24 protein-coding genes and 1 tRNA gene are annotated in these 21,283 nt (G+C 44.0%); 15 read left to right on the plus strand and 10 right to left on the minus strand.

Annotated features, from left to right (window positions below):
• Nucleotides 1–23: 23 nt before the first annotated feature.
• On the plus strand, nucleotides 24–251 hold the full coding sequence (locus KNO75_RS04370) for a hypothetical protein (protein WP_251126042.1): 228 nt from the start codon (nucleotides 24–26) through the stop codon (nucleotides 249–251).
• 589 nt (nucleotides 252–840) lie between these two features.
• Here the strand turns inward: KNO75_RS04370 and KNO75_RS04375 are convergent.
• Together KNO75_RS04375 and KNO75_RS04380 are read right to left on the minus strand one after the other, a co-directional pair.
• Nucleotides 841–1,263 carry an SRPBCC family protein gene (locus KNO75_RS04375; RefSeq protein WP_214820012.1) on the minus strand — a complete coding sequence of 141 codons (423 nt, stop codon included), beginning with the start codon at nucleotides 1,261–1,263 and terminating at the stop codon, nucleotides 841–843.
• A 206-nt stretch (nucleotides 1,264–1,469) separates the two neighbouring features.
• Entirely contained in the window at nucleotides 1,470–2,333 is an 864-nt protein-coding gene (locus KNO75_RS04380) for a GRP family sugar transporter (protein WP_214782678.1), read from the minus strand.
• 123 nt (nucleotides 2,334–2,456) lie between these two features.
• Between KNO75_RS04380 and KNO75_RS04385 the strand changes: the two genes are divergently transcribed.
• The 3 genes from KNO75_RS04385 to KNO75_RS04395 all read left to right on the plus strand — a co-directional run bounded on the left by KNO75_RS04385 (nucleotide 2,457) and on the right by KNO75_RS04395 (nucleotide 3,601).
• Nucleotides 2,457–2,529 (plus strand) — tRNA-Ala (locus KNO75_RS04385).
• A 112-nt stretch (nucleotides 2,530–2,641) separates the two neighbouring features.
• Entirely contained in the window at nucleotides 2,642–2,974 is a 333-nt protein-coding gene (locus KNO75_RS04390; protein WP_214692613.1) for a four-helix bundle copper-binding protein, read from the plus strand.
• A 60-nt stretch (nucleotides 2,975–3,034) separates the two neighbouring features.
• A complete protein-coding gene (locus KNO75_RS04395; protein WP_214820014.1) occupies nucleotides 3,035–3,601 on the plus strand; it encodes a 3'-5' exonuclease in 567 nt (188 codons plus the stop codon).
• A gap of 23 nt (nucleotides 3,602–3,624) precedes the next feature.
• On the opposite strand, the gene KNO75_RS04400 is transcribed toward KNO75_RS04395, so the two are convergent.
• From KNO75_RS04400 to KNO75_RS04420, 5 genes are all read right to left on the minus strand, one after another.
• Nucleotides 3,625–4,686, minus strand: a complete 1,062-nt coding sequence (locus tag KNO75_RS04400) for a bifunctional glycosyltransferase family 2/GtrA family protein (RefSeq protein ID WP_214820016.1) — start codon at nucleotides 4,684–4,686, stop codon at nucleotides 3,625–3,627.
• An 88-nt stretch (nucleotides 4,687–4,774) separates the two neighbouring features.
• On the minus strand, nucleotides 4,775–5,764 hold the full coding sequence (locus KNO75_RS04405; RefSeq protein ID WP_214820018.1) for a sodium:calcium antiporter: 990 nt from the start codon (nucleotides 5,762–5,764) through the stop codon (nucleotides 4,775–4,777).
• 187 nt (nucleotides 5,765–5,951) lie between these two features.
• Nucleotides 5,952–6,800 (minus strand): HD domain-containing protein, encoded by an 849-nt coding sequence (locus KNO75_RS04410; protein WP_214820020.1) that lies wholly within the window; start codon nucleotides 6,798–6,800, stop codon nucleotides 5,952–5,954.
• 100 nt (nucleotides 6,801–6,900) lie between these two features.
• Nucleotides 6,901–7,605 carry an SDR family NAD(P)-dependent oxidoreductase gene (locus KNO75_RS04415; RefSeq protein ID WP_214820022.1) on the minus strand — a complete coding sequence of 235 codons (705 nt, stop codon included), beginning with the start codon at nucleotides 7,603–7,605 and terminating at the stop codon, nucleotides 6,901–6,903.
• A 40-nt stretch (nucleotides 7,606–7,645) separates the two neighbouring features.
• A complete protein-coding gene (locus tag KNO75_RS04420) occupies nucleotides 7,646–8,191 on the minus strand; it encodes a glycerol-3-phosphate responsive antiterminator (protein ID WP_214820024.1) in 546 nt (181 codons plus the stop codon).
• A gap of 115 nt (nucleotides 8,192–8,306) precedes the next feature.
• Between KNO75_RS04420 and KNO75_RS04425 the strand changes: the two genes are divergently transcribed.
• On the plus strand, nucleotides 8,307–8,732 hold the full coding sequence (locus KNO75_RS04425; RefSeq protein WP_214820026.1) for a GNAT family N-acetyltransferase: 426 nt from the start codon (nucleotides 8,307–8,309) through the stop codon (nucleotides 8,730–8,732).
• Nucleotides 8,733–8,758: 26 nt separating this feature from the next.
• Nucleotides 8,759–9,928, plus strand: a complete 1,170-nt coding sequence (locus tag KNO75_RS04430; RefSeq protein WP_214820028.1) for a cation:proton antiporter — start codon at nucleotides 8,759–8,761, stop codon at nucleotides 9,926–9,928.
• A 51-nt stretch (nucleotides 9,929–9,979) separates the two neighbouring features.
• Here the strand turns inward: KNO75_RS04430 and KNO75_RS04435 are convergent, their stop codons facing one another.
• Entirely contained in the window at nucleotides 9,980–10,600 is a 621-nt protein-coding gene (locus KNO75_RS04435) for a DedA family protein (RefSeq protein WP_214820030.1), read from the minus strand.
• A 93-nt stretch (nucleotides 10,601–10,693) separates the two neighbouring features.
• Between KNO75_RS04435 and KNO75_RS04440 the strand changes: the two genes are divergently transcribed.
• The 5 genes from KNO75_RS04440 (at nucleotide 10,694) to argH (ending at nucleotide 16,839) form a co-directional block, all read left to right on the plus strand.
• A complete protein-coding gene (locus KNO75_RS04440) occupies nucleotides 10,694–11,251 on the plus strand; it encodes a DNA-3-methyladenine glycosylase I (RefSeq protein ID WP_214820032.1) in 558 nt (185 codons plus the stop codon).
• Between the two features lie 120 nt (nucleotides 11,252–11,371).
• Nucleotides 11,372–12,859 (plus strand): sodium/proline symporter PutP, encoded by a 1,488-nt coding sequence (gene putP / locus KNO75_RS04445; protein WP_214820035.1) that lies wholly within the window; start codon nucleotides 11,372–11,374, stop codon nucleotides 12,857–12,859.
• A 114-nt stretch (nucleotides 12,860–12,973) separates the two neighbouring features.
• Complete coding sequence (locus KNO75_RS04450; RefSeq protein ID WP_214820037.1) at nucleotides 12,974–14,116, plus strand: CapA family protein; 1,143 nt, start codon at nucleotides 12,974–12,976, stop codon at nucleotides 14,114–14,116.
• A gap of 127 nt (nucleotides 14,117–14,243) precedes the next feature.
• Nucleotides 14,244–15,458 (plus strand): argininosuccinate synthase, encoded by a 1,215-nt coding sequence (locus KNO75_RS04455; protein ID WP_214821669.1) that lies wholly within the window; start codon nucleotides 14,244–14,246, stop codon nucleotides 15,456–15,458.
• Nucleotides 15,451–16,839, plus strand: a complete 1,389-nt coding sequence (argH, locus tag KNO75_RS04460; protein WP_214820039.1) for an argininosuccinate lyase — start codon at nucleotides 15,451–15,453, stop codon at nucleotides 16,837–16,839. Before KNO75_RS04455 ends, argH begins: the two co-directional genes overlap by 8 nt.
• 45 nt (nucleotides 16,840–16,884) lie before the next feature.
• Here the strand turns inward: argH and KNO75_RS04465 are convergent, their stop codons facing one another.
• Nucleotides 16,885–17,481 (minus strand): TetR/AcrR family transcriptional regulator, encoded by a 597-nt coding sequence (locus tag KNO75_RS04465; protein WP_214820041.1) that lies wholly within the window; start codon nucleotides 17,479–17,481, stop codon nucleotides 16,885–16,887.
• Between the two features lie 169 nt (nucleotides 17,482–17,650).
• Here KNO75_RS04465 and KNO75_RS04470 point away from each other — a divergent pair, with 169 nt between their 5' ends.
• The 4 genes from KNO75_RS04470 to KNO75_RS04485 all read left to right on the plus strand — a co-directional run bounded on the left by KNO75_RS04470 (nucleotide 17,651) and on the right by KNO75_RS04485 (nucleotide 20,351).
• Nucleotides 17,651–18,469 (plus strand): hypothetical protein, encoded by an 819-nt coding sequence (locus KNO75_RS04470; RefSeq protein WP_214820043.1) that lies wholly within the window; start codon nucleotides 17,651–17,653, stop codon nucleotides 18,467–18,469.
• Nucleotides 18,470–18,544: 75 nt separating this feature from the next.
• Nucleotides 18,545–19,486, plus strand: a complete 942-nt coding sequence (locus KNO75_RS04475; RefSeq protein ID WP_214794847.1) for a DUF5692 family protein — start codon at nucleotides 18,545–18,547, stop codon at nucleotides 19,484–19,486.
• A gap of 73 nt (nucleotides 19,487–19,559) precedes the next feature.
• Nucleotides 19,560–20,090, plus strand: a complete 531-nt coding sequence (locus KNO75_RS04480; protein ID WP_214820045.1) for a biotin transporter BioY — start codon at nucleotides 19,560–19,562, stop codon at nucleotides 20,088–20,090.
• 63 nt (nucleotides 20,091–20,153) lie between these two features.
• A complete protein-coding gene (locus tag KNO75_RS04485; protein WP_214692645.1) occupies nucleotides 20,154–20,351 on the plus strand; it encodes a hypothetical protein in 198 nt (65 codons plus the stop codon).
• A 21-nt stretch (nucleotides 20,352–20,372) separates the two neighbouring features.
• Here the strand turns inward: KNO75_RS04485 and KNO75_RS04490 are convergent, their stop codons facing one another.
• Nucleotides 20,373–21,221, minus strand: coding sequence for a sulfite exporter TauE/SafE family protein (locus tag KNO75_RS04490; RefSeq protein WP_214820047.1), 849 nt, complete (start codon nucleotides 21,219–21,221; stop codon nucleotides 20,373–20,375).
• Nucleotides 21,222–21,283 lie beyond the last annotated feature (62 nt).

Here is a 21,283-nt window from a genome sequence, read left to right on the forward strand (position 1 = left end):
CTTTTTATAAGGAGGTTTTTTATTTGACTTCACATCAATCGACGTCATACAGCTCATATTTTTGGAAACGGTTTTGGATTCTTTTTCTGCCGATCGTGACGATTGGGATTTTATCTGAACCAATGATTGTAGAGAACACGTTTAAGAGTCTTGAAGATATCGGCGAGTTTGTTTTCTACTCGCTATTCTATATTGTTGTAATCGGAGGCTTTATTGCGTTTGTCATTTCTTTCGTATGGAGAAGCAAATGATTGTTCAAAAATTGATGGTAGCCTGTTTATCTTCAATTATTCTGAGTTTTTCTCTGCCAGTCTTCATACCTGTGTTTGAAGATTTTACTTATTTTCAGATTGTTTTTATGTATGTGTTTTATGCCTCACCTATTATTTTCACTTATGGAATAATGACCTCTATTTTTTAGGAGTTTCTAAGTCAACGTATGACATTCAAAATCAAAAAAATAACTTCATTTTTGATGCACTTGATGTTTGGTGCCTTTTTCGTTTTCCCTTACGGCCTTATATTCGATTTGTCAGTATTTACAGAAGGAGTCATTAATTTTGCAACTGTAACGGGAGTGTTTAGTGCTTTTATCTTTTTTGTGATAAATGTATTCATCCTTTTATATGTAAAAATGAAGAACCGATTTTAAACTATCTATTAAAATTTTCTCTAATAATTGATATCCTACAGAAACTTCAAACTGTCATACACCCTCATTAAACTTAGAGTTTTCACCCTCTATGTAATGAGTAATTTTGGATGTTTATAATGACAATCGGTAGAATCCATATCAACTTCAACATGGACCCTGCCGGTATTTAGTTTAAATTATTCGACCTACTTATTAAATTCATTCGCATACCGAGTGAAATTGTCGAGAATTGCCTGCCAGCCTTCTCTTTGCATTTCAATCGGATTCATCGACTCTGTATCAAATACCTCGATCACTTTCGTCTGATTCTCTTCTGAAGCAAATGAAATTCTAACTCTCCGTTCATCGTCAAGACGATAATGAATGAGCTCATTTACTTTAACTTCTTCATATACTCCTTCAAAATCAAAGCCCATGCTTTGATCTTTTGCTTCCATCCGACTTCGAAATTTCCCGCCAATCCGTAAGTCGTTTTCCGCTTCGGTCGTATGCCAATCGTCAGACGCATGATTCCATTGTTTAATATGATCTGGGTCTGTCCACAGTTTCCAGACTGTGTCGATTGGTGCATCGACGAGCGCTGATATCGTCACTACATTTGATTCCATGATTCGTTTCCCCTTTACTCTGCAATTTTCCGAGCAATCATGAATGTGTTACGTACCCTGTACCATGTAGATTACATGAGTAAGCATTACTTCCCTATCGGTCACATCATCTCCTGCTCTCCCTTAATATCGCTAATCAAAAAAAACCTGAATGGCACGCTAGTACGAGTGCTCATTCAAGGCTCTTATCATTTCATCATCGAAATTTAACTCTTGGCAATCCCAAGCATAAACCCGGCAACGACAATCAAGCCAATTCCCATAAAGACATAGACACGCTCTTTTGTCGTCTTCTCTTCTTTCAAGAGATAGATCCCACCGAGTGTCGCCACGACGACGTTCAATTGAGATAAAGCGAATGAAGTCGCAATTCCTACTTCTCCGCTCGAGACGAAGAGACCGAAGTTCCCGATCCCCCAGGCAATCCCGGCTAAAATATTCTTGAACGTACGTGGATCGATTTTCTTCACGTCCTTCTCACGGATACTGAAAAGAAGAGCAGCGATGAACATTCCGACAGATTGTGGAAGAATCGCGGTGATGCCTTCTACTTCAAAGTAGTTCGTCAAAACCGCATACGTGACGTAACCGATACTCGAGACGAATAGGACGAGTAATCCCTTCTTCAACGCACCGGCGCTATCTTTGTCTTTTTTCTGTTGATACGAAGTCATCGTCGCCCCGATGATAATCAAGACGAGCGCTGAAAACCCTAACCATAACTCCGTCGTCGTCTGCCAGTCACCGAGTACGATGACCCCAAAGAGAGACGTCCCGACGAGCTGCATCCCCGTACTGATCGGCATCGCTTTGGAGACGCTTAGGATTTGGAACGATTGGAACTGCAAATATTGACCGAGCGCCCAGAACGCCCCTGAGATAAATCCGGTCACGATGGCGAGTGTCGTGAACTCCGGTCGGAATACGAGGGCAATCACGGCCGCCATGATCATCGCTCCAATGGTCGTTCCGATTAACTGCTGAATCGGTTTTCCTCCCACTTTCGACACGATGAGTGGAATACTTCCCCACATGAGTGCCGGTAAGAGTGCCAAAAGAATCATTTCCATGAAGCACACCTGCTTTCTTAATATAACGTCTAACATGAAATTCCCACGTCTTCAATTTTATAAACCTAAATTGCAAAAGGGAATTGCCATGTCGAATACTACGATGATATAATGATTTTGAACGGGGCATTAGCTCAGCTGGGAGAGCGCTACGCTGGCAGCGTAGAGGTCAGGGGTTCGAGCCCCCTATGCTCCATTAATCTGTCACATCTCTTAAGAGATGTGACTTTTTTATTGGTATGGTGCGATTCAACCTTTATATGAACGGGTAATGAAAGATAGACTTTTTCATACAAGGGGGAATATTGATGGAACGCACATCTGTAGAAGAAACATTGGCGAGCGTGATTGAATGTATGCGCACATGCAACCATTGCTTCTCAAAAAGTTTACAAGAAGAGGATTTACACATGTTTACCGAATGCATTCGACTGACACGAGAATGCTCAGACATTTGTACGTTGGCTTTAAATGCCTTAGAAACAGATTCGGCCTTCTCTAAACCAATTGTCGCCTTGTGTGCTCAAGTATGTGATACATGTGCCGTCGAATGTGGCCGTCACTTGCATGACCACTGTCAGGCTTGTGCAAAAGCGTGCGAGCGCTGTGCCGAAGCTTGCCGTACCCTCGTCGCCGCTTAAGCACGACATTCGTCTAACTTTCTGTTAGACTTTTTTTATTGTGAAGAAAGAAGGTGAACCATGCAACATACCATCCTCGCTCTCGATGTGGAGACCGCTAATCGAGATAGCCGTAGCATCTGCTCAGTCGGGTGGAGCATCCTGCAAAATGGAGAAGTGATCGAAACTGATCAACGACTCGTCAATCCAGAGGAAGATTTTGATATGGGGAACATACGGGTTCATGGCATTCGTCCGAGTGACGTGTGGGATGCCCCCGCGTTACCGGAAGTCCTTGCCTCTCTTTACCCGATTTTACGAAAAGTCGACCTCGTCATCGCACATAACGCCTCATTTGATATGGGCGCCTTAAGAAAGGCGATTTTGAAATATGATTTATTCGATTTCCCTACAATTAAGTACGGATGTACCGTCAAATTATCACGTAAACTGTATCCAGGACTCCCGAACCACAAGTTGAACACGATGGCAGAATACTTGAACGTGCCGTTTATTCATCATGATGCCGCGGAAGACGCTCGCGTATGCGCTCTACTCATGCGTGATATGATGCAGAAAACCGGCATTACAAGCCCGAGAGAGCTACATCGCTATACGTCCGTCAAAACAGGAATGCTCGCATATTAAACCGGTCATGAGCCCATGACCGGTTATTTTTTGAAAATCCATCGCTTTTGGACATAATAACTGACAAAAAAGAGAAAGCTGTCGACGATAATTTTTAGGATAACTTCTCCTTGTCTAAATATAAGAAAAAGAAGATAGACCAATAATGCCGAGGTTGCCATTTGGAGAACGACGAGCGAAAAATATTTGGAAAGTGATCGTCGCGCTTTTGAATGAAAGACGACTTTCCGATTGACGAAATAATTGAATAGAGAGGAAATAATTCGAGCGATGACCGTCGCAATAACGACATGAGTCGTGTCGAAGTATGGAGATAATAAATAAATGAAGAGCGCATACATCCCGACGTCGACAAGGAACGAGGCGACGGACGATACCGAATACATTAAAAACATGCGATAGATTAAAATCGAATCTAAAATCGGTCTAAAATGCGATGAATCGTTTTCGTTTTCATATACCGTCTGGATGGTCGTCTGTTGAATCGGGACCTGTAACCGTTTCGTGAACGTCAGCATATTCATCTCGAACTCATATCGATTCCCCGGAATGTCAATCAGTTGCCGCGCGTATCGCATCGGGATGGCACGAAGTCCTGTCTGTGTATCTTTTAATTTCAATCCACTCCCGATCAACATGACGAGTCGTGTCGCCTGATTTCCGAATCGGCTTCGAAGCGGAATCGCATCTCCGCTGAAATCTCGACATCCCATGATGAGATGATGTGGTTTATTCACACCTTCCTCATACACATTAACGACATCTTCAGGTAAATGTTGTCCATCGGCGTCAACCGTGATGACACCTAACTTGTCAGGATAGGTCTCTGCAATATACTGCAGTCCAGTCTTCAGTGCTGCCCCTTTTCCTTGATTCTGTTCGTGCGTTAGCACTTGGTCAACAAATGATGCTACCTTTTCAAATGTGCCTACCGTCGACACGTCACTCCCGTCATTGACCAAAATGATGGTCGAAAATCCGCTCGCCCTCAAATTCTCTACAAGTGTGACGAGTGCTTCATCAGGATTGTAGGCCGGAATTAATATCGTATAAGCTTGACGTGTTCCCACTTCATGCATTTGCATCGCCACCCCTCCTCTCCTTTCCTCTATACCCGAAGCAACAACCTCACATTCCCATAAAAAAAGCATCAGCACGAAGCTGATGCATAAATCACCCGACGAAAATCAAATAAGACGAAACAAAGTATACGACGACGACTAGCAATGACGGAATCACATAACGCACTTTCGACGTCACATTTTGTCGGAGTACGCTATACATCACGAGAATCGATAGAATCGTAATTCCGACCGCCGATACAAGGTGTGATGTCGATACGTCCGCCAAAATCGAACCGTTGCGATAGAAGACGTCCGACATGGCGATAATGAGCATATTGAAGATATTACTTCCGAGAATCGAACCGAATGCCAAGTTGACGTTTCGGAGCTTGAGCGCCATAAACACGGCTACCGCCTCAGGTAATGATGTCGATGCGGCAATCAAGAAGCTCCCGACGAAACTAGAACCGAGTCCCGTGACGACAGCAATCTGGTCTCCGGTGATGGAGAGAGCTGTCCCGGCTGCCATTATTAAAACAGCAGCGATTAGAAAACCAAAGACAGCACGCTTCAATGTGATATCGTCATACTTACTGACAACAACTTCTTCTTCTACTTCATGCTCAGCGACAGGCTCTTTCGGTTGCTTACCGATATAGTAAATTCCAATCCCATATAGAATGGCAATTAAAAGTGCGTCGACACCGATTCCGATAAACGTCATATCGACACGGACAATCAAGGCAACTAAAGTCGTCACGGTCAGCAAAAGACCGAGACCTGCCGTATATAGATGATCACGGCTCGCGTAGTTGAATAATTGCTTTTGACGGAAATACAAATCAAACATCGCAAGAATAAAAATGTTGAACAAGTTAGAGCCCAGCATGTTTCCGATAGCGATGTCTGGATTGTCAATCATGACCGCCGATATACTTGTCGTCACTTCAGGTAGTGACGTCGCCCCTGCCAAAAGAACGGTACCAATAAGCATCCCGCCCATTTTTGACTTTTCCGTCATGACATCGGCGTATGTGGACAACTTGATTGCGGCATAGACCGTGATGGCCGCAGCTAATAAGAAATAAACAAATACCATTTTTTCTCCTCCTTGGGTAAACAAAAAAGACCTTTTTATGGACGACAAAAACGCCCATAAAAAGGTCTTGCGGACTTGTAAAAGCTCGATGGACCGAGTGATTGCACACTGTAATGACGACCCACCGACCACGATTGTGGTCGCTACTCCCCTTCTTATCTTCCTTTTGACTATAGCACGAACCTATCTAGTTGACAATCGAGCGACGCATGAGCGTGACAAAATTCGATGCGTCCATAGCAGTTCGATAACCAAGTTCTTGCATCGCGGCTAACTGAGACGGTAGCATCGGATAAGTCCAACCCGCTAGCTCTAGTTGCTGTCGAAACGCCTCAATCTCTTCATCATCCACAGCATCACGAGCAGCAATTTCCTTTAATTCATACGCGGTTTGACAGAGAGGTGCCGTTTCTTGAACCCATTCATCTTCTGTGAAACAGGTTAGGATGGATTCAAAGAGTCTCACTACTTTCTGATTTTTTACATTCTTTTCACCATAGAACAAGGAATTAAGTTCCTGCTCATACAAGCCAATCAAATCCGTCGAACTACGAAACGGTTCGAATGCATGTAACAACTGATGATAGTACCACGATTGGTCTCGCATCGGGCGTTTGAAACGTTGCCACACCGTCATCCCTTCCATCTCTAAATCATAGCGAATGGAACGAAGATTATGTAGCTTATCTGCCACGAGGAGTGCGACCTCATCGAATTGAAGCGATGAGATGTGCTCAAGTGTCTCCTGTTTTCGTTGTTCCCATGTTTGATCGCGGTTCTTCTCAGAAACGGCAAGTACAAGGCGAAGTACGTCCGGACCAAATCTAGTCAAGATTTCTTGAGGATCCGTTTTCGTATCCTCAATTAAATCGTGTAAAAGTCCTGCTGCAACGACCGTTGGTGGTTGGTGATCCGTTTCGAGCAACAATGCAACAGAAAACGGGTGTGACAAATATGGAATCGATGACCCTTTCCGGTGTTGCCCTCCATGGCGAATCGATGAAAAGCGTAGCGCTTCTTCTACAAGCGGGTTCATGTCACTTCCCCCCTTCTTCCGGATGAAAACTCTTCTAATACTTACCCGGAATTAGGCATAAATAACCTAATATTTTTCTTAATATAGGTATATAGTCGTATCACTCTTCGTAAATCATTTTCTTCGTCATCCCACCGTCGACGACGAGATTGTGACCATTGACAAAGTCGTTGTTCCGATCAATCAGATACCGTACCGCTCGGACGATGTCATCTGGTTCGCCGACACGACCTGATGGATGCTGACGATGGTCGACTTCTCGTAACACTTCATCTGATGTATGAATCCAGCCTGGGCTAATCGCATTCACAGTTACCGGTCGATCACTCAATGAGATGGCAAGCGAATGGGTCAAACCGACAATCCCGCCTTTAGAAGCCCCATACGCATCCCAGTGCGGTTCGTTTTGCATAGCACGTGTCGAAGCCATATTGACGATGCGACCATATGACTTGTCTTTGTTTAATTCCAAAAAGTATTTCGCACAAGTAAACGTTCCTACTAAATTGACGTCGATGACTCGTTTGAACGTATCGATTTCAAGTTCGTCAATCGGTTTGACGAGAGAGGCGATCCCCCCGTTGTTAATCAACACATGAGCATGTCCAAAACGTGACTTTATGTCTTCGAATACACCTTGTAGCGCTTCAGTCTTGCCAAGGTCAACTTGGTAAAAGGACACCCCTTTTATATTCGGATCTTCACCAATGTCCAAGCCAACAACTTCATATTGATTTACGAACGCATTAGCGAGCGCGTAGCCAATCCCTTGCGTGACACCTGTAATGATCATAACGTCTTTCATCTGTTCATCCCTCCTAGAAGAGTGTATACCCGAAAGTGGCTTACTCAGTCCACAGTTTGCGATTTGAGGTCGTGATGACACTTGCCCCAGCGGCAAGGGCTGCATCCACTTCTTCCGTCGTCTCAATCAACCCTCCTGCAAAAACAGGTATACCGGTTCTCTCCTGTATTCGGCGGATATACTTCGGAACGATTCCTGGAAGGACCTCGATGTAGTCTGGTTTTGATCGTTCAATATGTTTGATGCTCTTCTCCAATGATGTCGAGTCAATTAAAAACAACCTTTGTACCGTCAACACATGATTTTGTTTTGCCCGTACAATCACGTTCCCTTTCGTCGAGATGACTCCAAACGGTCGATACGTTTGACAGACATACTCAGTTGCAAATTCATCCGCTTTCATTCCTTGGATTAAGTCCATATGAATAAAGACTTTTTTCTGATGCTTTTCTAATAATTTGAAAATAGGTTCTAATCGACTCATATGAATTTCAAGTAAGACTCCTACTTCAAGTTCACTCGATAAAAATCGTTCTAAATCGCGCATATCACGTATCGCCGGCAAGATTGATTGACCCTGTATCATCCGATATTCCCCCTGTCTTCTTCCCATTATGCCGACAGCTATTTTCATAAATCAAGGTTTACTCATTCAATATAGCGGGAAAGTAATATTAAATTGTGTAGAGGGGGATTTTAGTATGGTCAATGAAGTCACTGTAAAAGTTGAGACACCTACACCGGAACAACATCAGTCGTTGCGGGTGAAGGCGGGGATGCCTCGACGCTCAGATGAAAGTACGGTCAAAGGACTTAAGAACACGCTATTTGGCGTCTGTTTATATTTAGATGATGAGATTGTCGGGATGGGGCGTGTCGTTGGGGACGGCGGAATGGTCTTTCATCTTGTCGACATCGTCGTCGATCCAGAATGCCAAGGACTTGGTCTTGGTAAATTAATCATGGAAAACTTAATGGAGTGGATTCTAAAAGAGGCAGATGAGACGGCCATTATCAGTCTGATTGCCGATATTCCTGCTGATGGCTTGTATCGTCAATTCGGCTTTGATTATTCACGGCCAGATTCAGTAGGAATGGAGTATCAGTGGAATCAAACGGAAAGCTAACACCCCTTAAGCGAAGGAGATGACTTATGGATGGATTGAACATCATCGTGTTGCTCGGACTGGCGCTCACACTCATCTCCGTCTTCAGCCTCCTGATTGAACGCCTGTACTTCCCGAGTATTTTAGCGTTCATCGCCATCGGAGTTGGGGTCGGTTTTTTCTGGGACGGGAATGAGGTATTCAAAATTGCGGGTGAAATCGGAATCATCCTTTTATTTTTCCTGCTCGGGTTAAAGTTTCCGTTACGTGAACTTTGGAAACGCATGCGAAAAGTATGGAAAGCAGGCATATTAGACATTGTCCTTTCCTTCGGCGTCTCATTCGGAATCGCTTTATTGTTTGGATTGGACTTTCCGCGCGCCTTCTTGATTGGTGCCGTTCTATATGCGACGAGCTCTTCGATTTCAGCAAAACTGCTTGAGCGCCACTCCGAAAAACATGAAGATATTAAAGAATTCGTCCTCGCTCTACTTATTTTCGAGGATATTTTTGCACCGCTGTTATTGACGATTGCGCCATTCATCATTCAAGAGGAACCGGTCGCCATGACAGATATCGGGAAAGTGTTCGCCGGATTTCTGATTTTTGGGGTACTATTGTTTATTGGATCTAGCTTTGTATCGAAACAACAGAAGTTCTCGAAACACCTATTGCGTCAGGACGATGCGAGTATCGGGCTAATCGGACTTATTCTCTTCTTCGCCGGAATCGGGATGGTATTTGGTCTATCTGAGATTTTAGGAGCGTTCATTGCCGGAATCATGCTTGCGGATATCCATGACGTTCGCCCGCTCAAACGTTTGACGGTACCCGTTCGTGACTTGTTTCTCCCAATCTTCTTTATTTCATTCGGAATTTCAATCAACTTGGAGAAAGGTGTCATCGTTAACACCTTATTCTTTGTCTTAATTGTTTGGGGGGTCTTGTCGAAGTGGATTGTCGGTCGCGTTGGAGGAAGAATTTACGGGTTATCTCGCGTCCAGGCGAATGAGGCAGGGTTTTCTCTCGCTCCGCGTGGTGAGTTCTCGATTTTGTTTACCGCCCTCTCAAACGGGGCCATCAACTTGTTTGTCGGTCTTTATATTTTCGTGTCAGCCATTGTGGGAATCATTTTATTCCGATTCTCGGAATACTTGGCCGAAAAGACAGAAAAGACGCTCACAAAAGTATTACCAGAAAAGAAAAACGAAGAGTGAACAGGCGAACCGAATTTTCGGTCCGCCTGTTTTATCGTCTCATTTATTCATTCATTCTTTTACTGCCTTTTTAGCATGTCGCTTTTTTCGCCAGATGAGGTATCCGATTAACCCAACGAGCAACAGACCGTAAATTGTATAAGAATAGGCATCTAGATAGGCAAGTATATCTTGCCAGTTCTCACCGACTTTCATTCCGACCAAGACCAAGATTGTGTTCCAAATCGCTGTTCCAGCAGTGCTGAGAAGCAAAAAATTTAAGAATGGCATATTTGACATACCTGCTGGAATTGAGATGAGGCTTCGAACGACCGGCATCAATCGACCAAAGAAGACCATCCACCCTCCGTAACGATCGAACCAGGCATCTGCCTTTTTGACATCTTGAATATCAAGACGTATCCACTTCCCGTATTTCTTCGTCCACTTCTCAATTTGCTCAACATCAAATAACAGACCTAGTCCGTATAATAAGACTGCTCCTAATATGGCTCCAACTGTCGAAGCCACGATGACGAGCGTGATGGACAAGTTCGTCTTTACAGCAAAAAAACCACCAAAGAGTAATACGACTTCAGAAGGGATTGGCGGAAAAACGTTCTCAATGAAGATCATGAACGCAATTCCTATGTATCCGTACTGTTCAATAATCGAAATCATCCAATCACTCATTATTGATGCCTCCATTCCCACACATTATACCCATCCTATCTAATCGATAACCGTTGAGACATGCTACACTTATAAAAAAAGGAGTTGATTGAGTTGGAAGTATTATTTCGTTGTCCGTGGTGCGGGTCTGACCCGCTCTACGTCCGCTATCACGATGAGGAATGGGGCAAACCTGTCCATGATGACCAAAAACATTTTGAGTGCCTGACGCTTGAGAGTGCACAAGCTGGACTTAGTTGGATTACGATTTTAAGAAAGCGCGAAAACTATCGCTCCGCGTATGCGAATTTTGAGGTAAACGAAGTGGCTCGGTTTTCAGAAGCGGATATTGAGAGACTGATGGCAAACAGTGGCATCGTCCGGAACCGCCGAAAAATCGAAGCCTCCATTAATAATGCGGAACAGTTCATAAAGATACAAGAAGAGTTCGGTTCATTCGATTCATATATTTGGTCGTTCGTTGATCATGAACCAATCATCAATGCATGGGAACGGCTTGAAGAAGTCCCCGCTACGACAGAACTGTCTGAGCGATTGAGTAAAGACTTAAAACGACGTGGATTCAAATTTTTAGGTCCGACCACGGTATATGCCCACTTACAAGCAACCGGTCTCGTCAATGACCATCTTACCTCTTGTGCATTTCGATAAGTTAAGACCAGCTATCAAAAATTTCTTTACATCTCCCCTATTGTTGTGACAATATTTTGACAAAGTGATATTCTATCACTGAAAGCGTTTTCATATTTTTTATCTTTCGGGGGGATGTTAATGAACGGAATTTTAGTGTCCATTGTCTTATACATGGCACTGATGGTCTTACTTGGGATCATCGCGTATCGAAGAACAAGTAGTATTGGCGATTATATGTTAGGTGGACGGGCTTTAGGTCCCGGCGTCGCAGCCTTATCGGCCGGCGCGTCTGACATGAGTGGATGGCTTTTGATGGGCTTACCTGGCGCGATGTATGCCACGGGAATCTCAAGCGGTTGGATTGTCATCGGGTTGACAATTGGCGCCTATTTAAACTGGTTGTTGGTCGCTCCAAGATTACGCATTTATTCTTACATATCGGATGATGCGATCACGATTCCAGACTTTTTTGAGAAGCGGTTCAAAGACTCAAAAGGGGTGTTACGTTCCTTTTCTGCGGCCGTCACCCTCATCTTCTTCACGTTGTATGCGACGAGCGGGTTCGTTGCAGGTGGTCGACTATTCAATGCCGTCTTCGACATTGAATTCGTAACGGGTGTCATTATTCTCGCCTCAATCATCATTTTGTATACGTTCATCGGTGGTTTTCTAGCCGTTAGCTGGACAGACTTTGTTCAAGGACTCATCATGCTTTTCGCACTCATATTTGTACCGGCAATCGCCATCATGGCGACAGATGGTGTGTCAAACGCTTTAGATACGGTTCGGGATATCGATGAAGCGTTACTCGACCCATGGACAGGTCAATCGCTTATTGGAATCATTTCTTTATTTGCGTGGGGTCTCGGTTATTTTGGTCAACCACACATCATCGTTCGTTTTATGGCAATTGGGAAATTGGAAGACATAAAAACGGCACGTCGTATTGGCATCTCATGGATGGTCTTCACCGTCGTCGGGGCGATGGCGACCGGATTGTTTGGTCTTGCCTACTACACGCAACAAGGACTGACAATCGATAATCCTGAAAACATTTTTATTAACCTATCGGATCTATTGTTCCCTGACCTGGTGACCGGGGTATTGTTGGCAGCTTTACTTGCTGCCATCATGTCGACGATTTCATCACAATTGCTCGTCTCTTCTAGTGCAGCAACGACGGACTTCTATCAAAAATTCTTCCGTAAGGACGCAGGAGACCGTGAGCTCGTCATGGTCGGTCGAATCACTGTTATTCTCGTATCGGTCGTATCAATTGTCCTTGCGCTCGATGCAGATGACACAATCTTGAACCTTGTCGGTTATGCTTGGGCAGGATTCGGTTCATCGTTCGGACCGCTCATCCTGTTTAGTCTCTTCTGGAAACGGACAACTCGTCAAGGCGCCCTTGCCGGGATGTTGACTGGTGCATTTGTCGTCATACTTTGGAAGAACTATGCTGCTTCATTGTTTGGAACGTTCGGAACGCTCTATGAGATGATTCCAGCATTCTTCCTGTCGGCACTCGCCATTTATGTCGTTAGTTTAATGACGCCTCCACCAAGTGAGGTCATTCAACGTGAATTCGACCAAATGCGTGACATGGTGAAAGAACATATTAAATAATCTTCTCGGCAGGTCTTCTTGACCTGCCATTTTTATGTACAAGGAGTTTTATAGATTTTTAACGAATACTATATATATATTAAGATTAATTCCATTTTGAAAAGGAGATTTTTGATGAAACCCTTTAAAACCATCTCTCATCTCACATTCGCTTCAAGCCTGATTCTATTATTCGGTTGTGGTCAATCTTCATCGACAAATCAAGAATCCCTAGTTGAAACCGAAGAGCCAATCGTCGAGACACCTGTAGAAGAGCCCCCTTCCGAACCTGAGCCAACCGTCACGACGGCATCCATCTATGCTATTGGTGATGTATTGCTACACGATTCGGTTTACAACGCAGCCCGTGTCAATGACGGCTATGATTTTGACACTTCTTTTGAACAAGTCGCGCCGATTTTAGAACGAGCGGATATCGCAATCGCTAACCAAGAGAGTATGATTGGCGGGAGCGAAATTGGGTTGTCGAGCTATCCGGCTTTTAACAGCCCATTTGAGATTGGCGATGCTTTGCAACGTGCCGGGATTGATTTAGTCACGACGGCGAACAATCATACGCTAGATCGCGGCGTTCGTGCGATTGAGAATTCGATTGGTCACTGGAATGAAATCGGAATGCCTTATACCGGTTCGTTCTTATCTGCTGAAGACAAGGCAAACATCCGAACATTGACGGCAAACGAGATTTCCTTCTCCTTTTTAGCCTATACGTATGGAACGAACGGCGTGATTCCGAAACAGCCATACCACGTCAACTATATCGATCTCGAGCAAATGCGCCCTGAAATCGAGAAAGCAGAACAAACTACCGATTTGACCGTCGTATCCTTACATTTTGGAACAGAATACGAAACGTTACCGAACGAAAGTCAAACTGAGCTTGCTCAAACTCTTTCAGATCTCGGCGTCGACATCATCATCGGTCACCATCCTCACGTCCTACAACCACCGAAGATGCTTGAGGGAGCTGATGGCAATCAAACATTCGTCGTGTATTCACTCGGTAACTTCCTATCTGGACAACAAGGCGATGATCGCAATACAGGTGGAATCATCGGGATAGACGTTGTCAAAACGACCGAAGACGATGTTTCAACGTTCGAATTGAAAAATCCGATGTTTTATCCAACATTTACACAGAAATCATCAGAAGGACATTATGAAGTCGTCCCTTTACAATCAGCAAAATCCGAGCTCTTCTCTCCTGTCAGCGAACATATGTCGCAATGGTTACCAGAGCTTACAATCGAACAATGATGACCACGAATATCTTTCGTGGTCATTTTTTATTTTCAAAAAAAGGTTGCCACATTGTGTATTATCCCTTACACTAAGTCGTATATTTATAAACAAAGATTAATAATTATTCATAAGGGGTGCTTACATTTTGAAACAGAAACTCGTATTGGCTTACTCAGGTGGACTTGATACATCGGTTGCAATCAAATGGTTGGATGAACAAGGATATGATGTCATCGCCGTATGTTTAAATGTTGGAGAAGGAAAGGACTTAGAAAAAATTCAACAAAAGGCGATGAAAGTCGGGGCTAAAAAGTCAATCGTCATCGACGCGGTCGATGAATTCGTGAGCGACTTCGCACGCTACTCGATGCAGGCGCATACGTTGTATGAAGGTGTATATCCACTCGTATCTGCTCTATCACGCCCACTTATCTCGAAGAAGTTAGTCGAAGTGGCACAAGCAGAAGGTGCAGTCGCTGTGGCACATGGATGTACAGGAAAAGGAAACGACCAAGTCCGTTTCGAAGTGTCCATCCATGCACTCGATCCGTCACTTGAAATTGTTGCACCGGTTCGGGAATGGAAATGGTCACGTGAAGAAGAGATTGCATACGCGGCAAAACACAATATCCCAATTCCAATTGTTCAAGAAGAACCTTTCTCTATTGATCAAAACATCTGGGGACGGGCGATCGAATGTGGCATCTTAGAAGACCCTTGGGCGGCACCGCCGGAAAGTGCTTATGAGTTAACAGCAGCACTTGAAGATACACCTCATGAACCGACATACCTTGAAATCGAATTTAAGACTGGGGTACCGGTAGCCATCAATGGGAAGAACCAATCGTTCACAGATATCTTAAAAGAGTTGAATATCGTCGCCGGGGCGCATGGAGTTGGTAAAATCGACCACATTGAGAACCGTGTCGTCGGTATCAAATCACGTGAAGTATATGAAGCTCCTGGTGCGATGACACTGATCACGGCCCATAAAGCCCTTGAGGCATTAACACTTGTACGTGAAGTAGCTCACTTCAAACCAATCGTCGAGCAAAAATTGACAGAGACGATTTATAACGGACTGTGGTATTCGCCTCTCACGAAAGCACTACTCGCATTCATTGATGAGACACAACAGACTGTCACGGGTACGGTTCGGATGAAACTCTATAAAGGCCAAGCAATCGTAGACGGTCGTAAGTCACCGATTTCTCTATACGATGAGGAACTTGCGACATATACATCGGCGGACACGTTTGATCAACAAGCCGCTGTCGGATTTATCAAGCTTTGGGGCTTACCAACGAAAGTACAGTCAGAGGTATTGATGGAAAAAGGAGCGTTCATTCATGAGTAAATTGTGGGGAGGACGTTTTGAGAAGACGGCAAGCGATTGGGTCGATGCTTTCGGCGCATCGATTGAATTCGACGCTCAACTCGTCCTTGAAGATTTAGTAGGTAGCATGGCGCATGTGACGATGCTTGGAGACCAAAACATCCTATCAAAAGAGGAAGTCACTCAAATCCTTGAAGGATTACAACAACTCAAGCAGAAGGCTATCGCTGGCGAGTTGGCGTTCGAAGTTTATCATGAAGACATCCATATGAATTTAGAGGCTTTGCTTCATGAAGAAATTGGACCGGTTGCCGGGAAAATGCATACGGCACGTAGTCGTAACGATCAAGTCGCGACAGATATGCACCTTTACTTAAAAGAACGTGTGAAAGAAGTGATTCAATTGATTGAGTCACTTCAAGCTGAATTGCATGCACACGCTTCAGAAAACGTAGAGACGATCATGCCTGGCTATACGCACCTCCAACGTGCACAGCCAATCTCTTTGGCACATCACTTACTCGCCTATTTTTGGATGCTCGAACGTGACAAAGAACGCTTCTCAGACAGTTTGAAACGAATCGACTGGTCTCCTCTTGGAGCCGGTGCGCTCGCTGGGACGACATTCCCGATTGACCGAGCCCGTTCGGCTGAACTTCTCGGTTTTGATCGCGTCTATCCGAACAGCTTAGACGCTGTGAGTGATCGTGATTTCATTCTCGAATTCTTGTCGAACGCATCGATGCTTATGATGCACCTCTCACGCTTTTGTGAGGAGTTAATTCTTTGGGCTAGTGAAGAATACCGCTTCATTACTGTGTCCGATACATTCTCTACCGGATCGAGTATGATGCCACAGAAGAAAAACCCAGACATGGCTGAACTCGTACGTGGAAAATCAGGACGCGTCATCGGAAACTTGATGGGATTATTGACGCTCATGAAAGGACTTCCACTCGCCTATAATAAAGATTTGCAAGAAGATAAAGAAGGCATGTTTGACACGGTTAAGACTGTTCAAGGCTCACTCAGCATCATGGCCGGGATGATGAACGAATTGACGTTCCATCCGGACACGATGAAGCAAGCAACAGAGCACGATTTTTCAAACGCCACTGAACTTGCTGATTATTTGACGGCAAAAGGTATGCCGTTCCGTGAAGCGCATGAAGTAACTGGGAAACTCGTTAAATATTGCGTAGATGAGCGTTTATATTTACGTGAGCTTCCAATGTCTGTGTTCCACACGCATTCTGACTTGATTGAAGAGGACGTGTATCACGCTTTGACCCCTGAACAAGCGGTCGCGCGTCGCAATAGTTATGGCGGTACAGGCTTTGATGCTGTTCGTGAACAGTTGAAAGAAGCTTCGGAATGTATGAGTACGATGACCCATTCTTAATCAAATCGAGCCCGTCACGTTTATGATAATCTGTGACGGGTCTTTTTATTTTCCTTGCTCATTCAAACGTTCAACGAAAGAAGGAAGTCCTTTTTCAAGTAAGAGATTGAAAACCTCCATCATCTCATCAATGGAATTTTCATTGACGTCTAGTAAATATTGCAAGACGACGCCATCGACTGAGGCAATCAGCCATGAACTGAACGCATTGTTTAGCCGAGTGTCTTCTAATCCATACAATTGAATCAGGATTTGTTCAATCTGTTTTGTCCATTCTGCATATTTGTCTTTTAATTTCAATTGTGCATCAATGTTACCTAGTAGCACTTCATGAGCAAAATGATACTGCAGGCGGTTTTCTGCATCTTTATGAAACCGCTCAGCAGTATTTCGTGCGATCTCCATTTTGATTCGTTTCTTCGAATACGAGTCGGACGTCATTTCTTTTGCAATTTGAGAAGAGACGGACAAGCTCTCATTCATTAATTCATACAATAAATCTTCTTTATTTTTGTAATGATGATAAATGGCTCCGGTCGTCATATTTGCCTCGATTGCAATAGCTCTGACAGTCGCCCCATTCACTCCACTTCGAATAATGACATTTCTCGCTGCATCTAGAATTTTATTTTTACCGTCCACTCAAATTATCTCCCTTCGAATCCATTTTAGAATAACATAGCTCCACCAATGAAATTGCTTAGAATTATGATTTGTGAATTTTTTCACATTGACTAAATCAGGTAGCCGTCATATACTAAAAACATAACAAGTGTTATTTTTGTTAAATTTAATTGAGAAGGTGAATAACATGAACGTTTGGCCGCATGTGATTTCGATGCCACTCTATTTAGGATTGTTATTAGGAATCATCGTTTTTTTCAGAAAGCACTATAAACTATCCGCCTACTTTTGGCTCGCTTCGCTATTGACCATCCCATTATGGATGATGGGGAATGTCGATGGCTGGTTTCGTTGGGCAAAAATTGTAAGCGTTATCATACCGACAATCATCGTTGGTTTCTCTCGAATCGCTATTTACGAGAACAAGCAAGGACGAATCTGGAACTTCTTAAAGCGTGACGAATTTTTATGGTTCTTCTATGCCATCTTGTTTTTAAATATCGCTGAAGCCACAATTAAAGACGTGACACTCGGCAACTACCTTAATGCCGCCTGTGGATTTTTACTCTGTGTGACGATTCCTTTCGCACCGACATTTTGGACGTTTGCGAAAGAAGGCTATGCCGACCTCGTAGCTTATACGACAGGTTCTTGGAATTTTATCTATACGTCATGGAACGCATGTTTCGTCTATGCGGAGTCTCCTACTTATTTTGCAAGCTCACTCTGTATCTTACTTGCGGCAGAACTATATCCGGTCATCAAAGGACGCCCTGAGCTATACATTACCGCTCGCATTTACACTTTGGCAGCCCATTTATTGATTCGTGCCTGCTATGACATTTTCCCACAAGTTATGAACTCTTCGACGTGGTTTAACCCTGAAGTATTGAAATCATGGGGGGTAATTAATTTTGTGATCATCGTCCCTTATGTCTTTTGGCATATGTGGCAACTTCATCACAATAAGGCCATCATCAGCTTCAAGAGAGTCAAAGTATCATGAAGGAATCGTACATGTGAACGTATGAGCCTGATTGCTCAGTAGTGAACAAATAACCAATGTAAGGAGAAGATGTGAATGGGGATCCTGTATGAACGAATCGATCTCGTCGGATGGGGAATTGGGTTATTTGTCTTGTTTTCCTTGATGGCCTTCAATGAATTCAGCCGCACGACTAAGTGGGGAGGAATAACATTATTCCTGATCGTGCCGACTATACTAACCCTCTATGTTTGGCCGACAACTGCCGCACCAGGGAATGAATATGGCACAGGTACATGGTTCAACTGGGTGAAAACTTATTCTGCTCTCGCCGGCTGTCTCGGTTTTATGGCCATTCGTTATCGTCCCTCGCTATTACGAAAGAAATGGATTTTGATTTTTCCACCTGGGATTTTAGCACTAAACATTTTAGAAGCCTGTATCCGAGACTTTCAAGTATATTTCTTTAATGTTCCTGATGGTGCTTATATCGATCACCTTTGGGTCATGTCGGGTCCTTGGAATTTGATGAACGGTTTCGCCGGATTATTAAATATTATCGCCATCTGCGGATGGATTGGAATCAATATTTCTAAAGATCAATCGAAAGACATGATTTGGCCCGATATGATTTGGCCATGGATCATAGCCTATGATCTATGGAATTTCGCTTATGTTTATAATTGTATCTCTGACCATTCGTTCTATGCGGGATTAATTCTGTTGCTTTCATGTACTATCCCTTCTTTCTTTATTAAGAGAGGGGCTTGGTTGCAACATCGTGCGCATACCTTGGCTTTATGGATTATGTTTGTCATGACAGTTCCATCGTTCGCTGACCGGTTAGCTCCCGTTCCTTCGACACATGACCCAAGAGCCTTCTTTATTGTCAGTCTACTCTCACTCTCATTCAACGTGGCTCTTGTTGCCTATCAGTTTTATCGTATCCGTCAACGACATCTCCATCCACTAAAAGATGAACTTTATGTTGAAACGAAAGCATATCAGACAGCTTTGAGTCAAAATGGTTTGTCTTGAAATAATTCTTGCCAACCCATTCTCAAAATGTTAACTTTTATATTGTTAACGTTAACTGGAAAGGGGTTTACATATGAAGATTCAAGACATGACTCAAATTGCCTTCGGGGCAGCACTCATCGCAAGTATCGGTTTCATCGAAATACCAATCGGACCCGTTCCGATTACCCTTCAAACACTGGCCATCATGACAATCGCCGGCGTATTCGGTGCACGAAAAGGATTTTTGGCAGTCATCGTATACCTCCTACTCGGCTTGATCGGTCTTCCCGTACTGAGTGGTCAAGGAGGTCTTGCTCCCTTCGTTGGACCAACCGTCGGATATTTAATTGGATTTCCAATCGCCGCTTTCTTCATTGGCTGGTTCAGCGAGCGACATCGCTCCATCCCAGCATTGATTGGCTATAACCTTTTATTCGGCCTCGGGCTTGTATACCTACTTGGAAGCATCGGGCTAGAAATCGTTCTCGGTATGTCGTTCATTGATGCGCTAAAAGTAAATATCCCTTTTATTTTTGGAGATTCACTTAAGGCCGTGCTCGCTGGAATATTAGCTGTGAAAATTTCTCAGAATGTTCAAATTCGTCGTTCCCTCGCTTCTTAAACGTTCGAACGTTTCGCCCGTTTCCATATGTGGAATAAATGAAGTATGGAAGGGGGTGTCCCTATGAGCGACTCGACGTTTAAAAAACGCTTACAAAAAGCGACCCACTTTTATCAACGCTCTGACAAAGGGCAACGTCAAGGAGTTGACAAGTCGTCTCATGAGAAACGTGACACAGAAGCATTTGAGCGCAGACTTCGCGAAGCAAAAGCGAAAGTTGGAGAGATTCAAGAAAACATTGACCATATCGCTAGACGTTAAAACCCCGTCCAAAGACGGGGTTTATTTTTTGCGTGGTCGAATGATGAGCGTGATGATAAAGAGAAGTGCTAGTGTGACGAGAAGTATAAGTGAAGCTGCATTCCATCCGACTAAATTAAGGGCCACACTAAATGCGACCGTGACATAAAAGCCACCTAATGCTTTTTTGACATGTTGTGAACTGAAACGCTGTAACTGTTTGGCTCCGAACGGAGATCCAATCATCGCACCTGCTATTAATGCGAGTCCATGCCAGTAATTCGTTTCAGCACCTGCCACGGCATAACTAATCACGCCTGATATTACGATGAGGAGAGCTGCTGAAATACTCGTTCCGACTGCACGCTTCATTTCAGTGTTCAGTAGCTTGACTTGGAGCGGCGTCAATACAAAGCCCCCACTTACCCCCATCAAAGAAGAGATAAATCCTGCAAAGACCCCGATAATCCCAAGTCGTGGTACAGAAGCTGTCCCGACACTCCCTTCGACATGCTGTTTCGACCGGAAGAATGAAATCGCAAAGTACGTAAGTAACGCGATGTAGACGAGTGAGATGATCAGTGTCGCGCCGTCCACCCCTTCTAAGTAAAAGACAAGCGGTGTGGCAATCCAAGTCCCGACAATCCCGAACACACCAATCCATAGCGCATGTGACACGTTCACGTTCCGTAAACGAATGTGCGAGATTGTTCCTGCCGCCGTCGAACCAAGCGTCAACATGAGACTAAGTGCGATCGCCGCACTCGCTTCATAACCGAAGACGAGAAGGAGTGGCGTGAGCAAGATGCCACCACCGATTCCGAAGAAGCCGCTCAATATCCCGATCAATGTACCGAGCAAGAGAAACTGTAATAGTTGTAATAAGTCCATTTTGCACCCTTCTTTCATTGTTCTCGTTTGCAATCATATCAAAAAGGGGCGCCAATTGCGCC

It is taken from the genome of Exiguobacterium sp. s35, from assembly GCF_018617535.1.
Taxonomy (GTDB): Bacteria; Bacillota; Bacilli; order Exiguobacteriales; family Exiguobacteriaceae; genus Exiguobacterium; species Exiguobacterium aestuarii.

What these genes read in the sequence shown, in the direction of transcription:
- KNO75_RS04470 (WP_214820043.1), top strand. Translation starts at nt 17,651, where the DNA reads ATGAACGTTTGGCCGCATGTGATTTCGATGCCACTCTATTTAGGATTG.
- KNO75_RS04380 (WP_214782678.1), bottom strand. Translation starts at nt 2,333, where the DNA reads ATGGAAATGATTCTTTTGGCACTCTTACCGGCACTCATGTGGGGAAGT.
- KNO75_RS04475 (WP_214794847.1), top strand. Translation starts at nt 18,545, where the DNA reads ATGGGGATCCTGTATGAACGAATCGATCTCGTCGGATGGGGAATTGGG.
- KNO75_RS04435 (WP_214820030.1), bottom strand. Translation starts at nt 10,600, where the DNA reads ATGAGTGATTGGATGATTTCGATTATTGAACAGTACGGATACATAGGA.
- KNO75_RS04375 (WP_214820012.1), bottom strand. Translation starts at nt 1,263, where the DNA reads ATGGAATCAAATGTAGTGACGATATCAGCGCTCGTCGATGCACCAATC.
- argH (WP_214820039.1), top strand. Translation starts at nt 15,451, where the DNA reads ATGAGTAAATTGTGGGGAGGACGTTTTGAGAAGACGGCAAGCGATTGG.
- putP (WP_214820035.1), top strand. Translation starts at nt 11,372, where the DNA reads ATGAACGGAATTTTAGTGTCCATTGTCTTATACATGGCACTGATGGTC.
- KNO75_RS04390 (WP_214692613.1), top strand. Translation starts at nt 2,642, where the DNA reads ATGGAACGCACATCTGTAGAAGAAACATTGGCGAGCGTGATTGAATGT.
- KNO75_RS04485 (WP_214692645.1), top strand. Translation starts at nt 20,154, where the DNA reads ATGAGCGACTCGACGTTTAAAAAACGCTTACAAAAAGCGACCCACTTT.
- KNO75_RS04410 (WP_214820020.1), bottom strand. Translation starts at nt 6,800, where the DNA reads ATGAACCCGCTTGTAGAAGAAGCGCTACGCTTTTCATCGATTCGCCAT.
- KNO75_RS04405 (WP_214820018.1), bottom strand. Translation starts at nt 5,764, where the DNA reads ATGGTATTTGTTTATTTCTTATTAGCTGCGGCCATCACGGTCTATGCC.
- KNO75_RS04400 (WP_214820016.1), bottom strand. Translation starts at nt 4,686, where the DNA reads ATGCAAATGCATGAAGTGGGAACACGTCAAGCTTATACGATATTAATT.
- KNO75_RS04480 (WP_214820045.1), top strand. Translation starts at nt 19,560, where the DNA reads ATGAAGATTCAAGACATGACTCAAATTGCCTTCGGGGCAGCACTCATC.
- KNO75_RS04395 (WP_214820014.1), top strand. Translation starts at nt 3,035, where the DNA reads ATGCAACATACCATCCTCGCTCTCGATGTGGAGACCGCTAATCGAGAT.
- KNO75_RS04430 (WP_214820028.1), top strand. Translation starts at nt 8,759, where the DNA reads ATGGATGGATTGAACATCATCGTGTTGCTCGGACTGGCGCTCACACTC.
- KNO75_RS04425 (WP_214820026.1), top strand. Translation starts at nt 8,307, where the DNA reads ATGGTCAATGAAGTCACTGTAAAAGTTGAGACACCTACACCGGAACAA.
- KNO75_RS04415 (WP_214820022.1), bottom strand. Translation starts at nt 7,605, where the DNA reads ATGAAAGACGTTATGATCATTACAGGTGTCACGCAAGGGATTGGCTAC.
- KNO75_RS04420 (WP_214820024.1), bottom strand. Translation starts at nt 8,191, where the DNA reads ATGATACAGGGTCAATCAATCTTGCCGGCGATACGTGATATGCGCGAT.
- KNO75_RS04490 (WP_214820047.1), bottom strand. Translation starts at nt 21,221, where the DNA reads ATGGACTTATTACAACTATTACAGTTTCTCTTGCTCGGTACATTGATC.
- KNO75_RS04450 (WP_214820037.1), top strand. Translation starts at nt 12,974, where the DNA reads ATGAAACCCTTTAAAACCATCTCTCATCTCACATTCGCTTCAAGCCTG.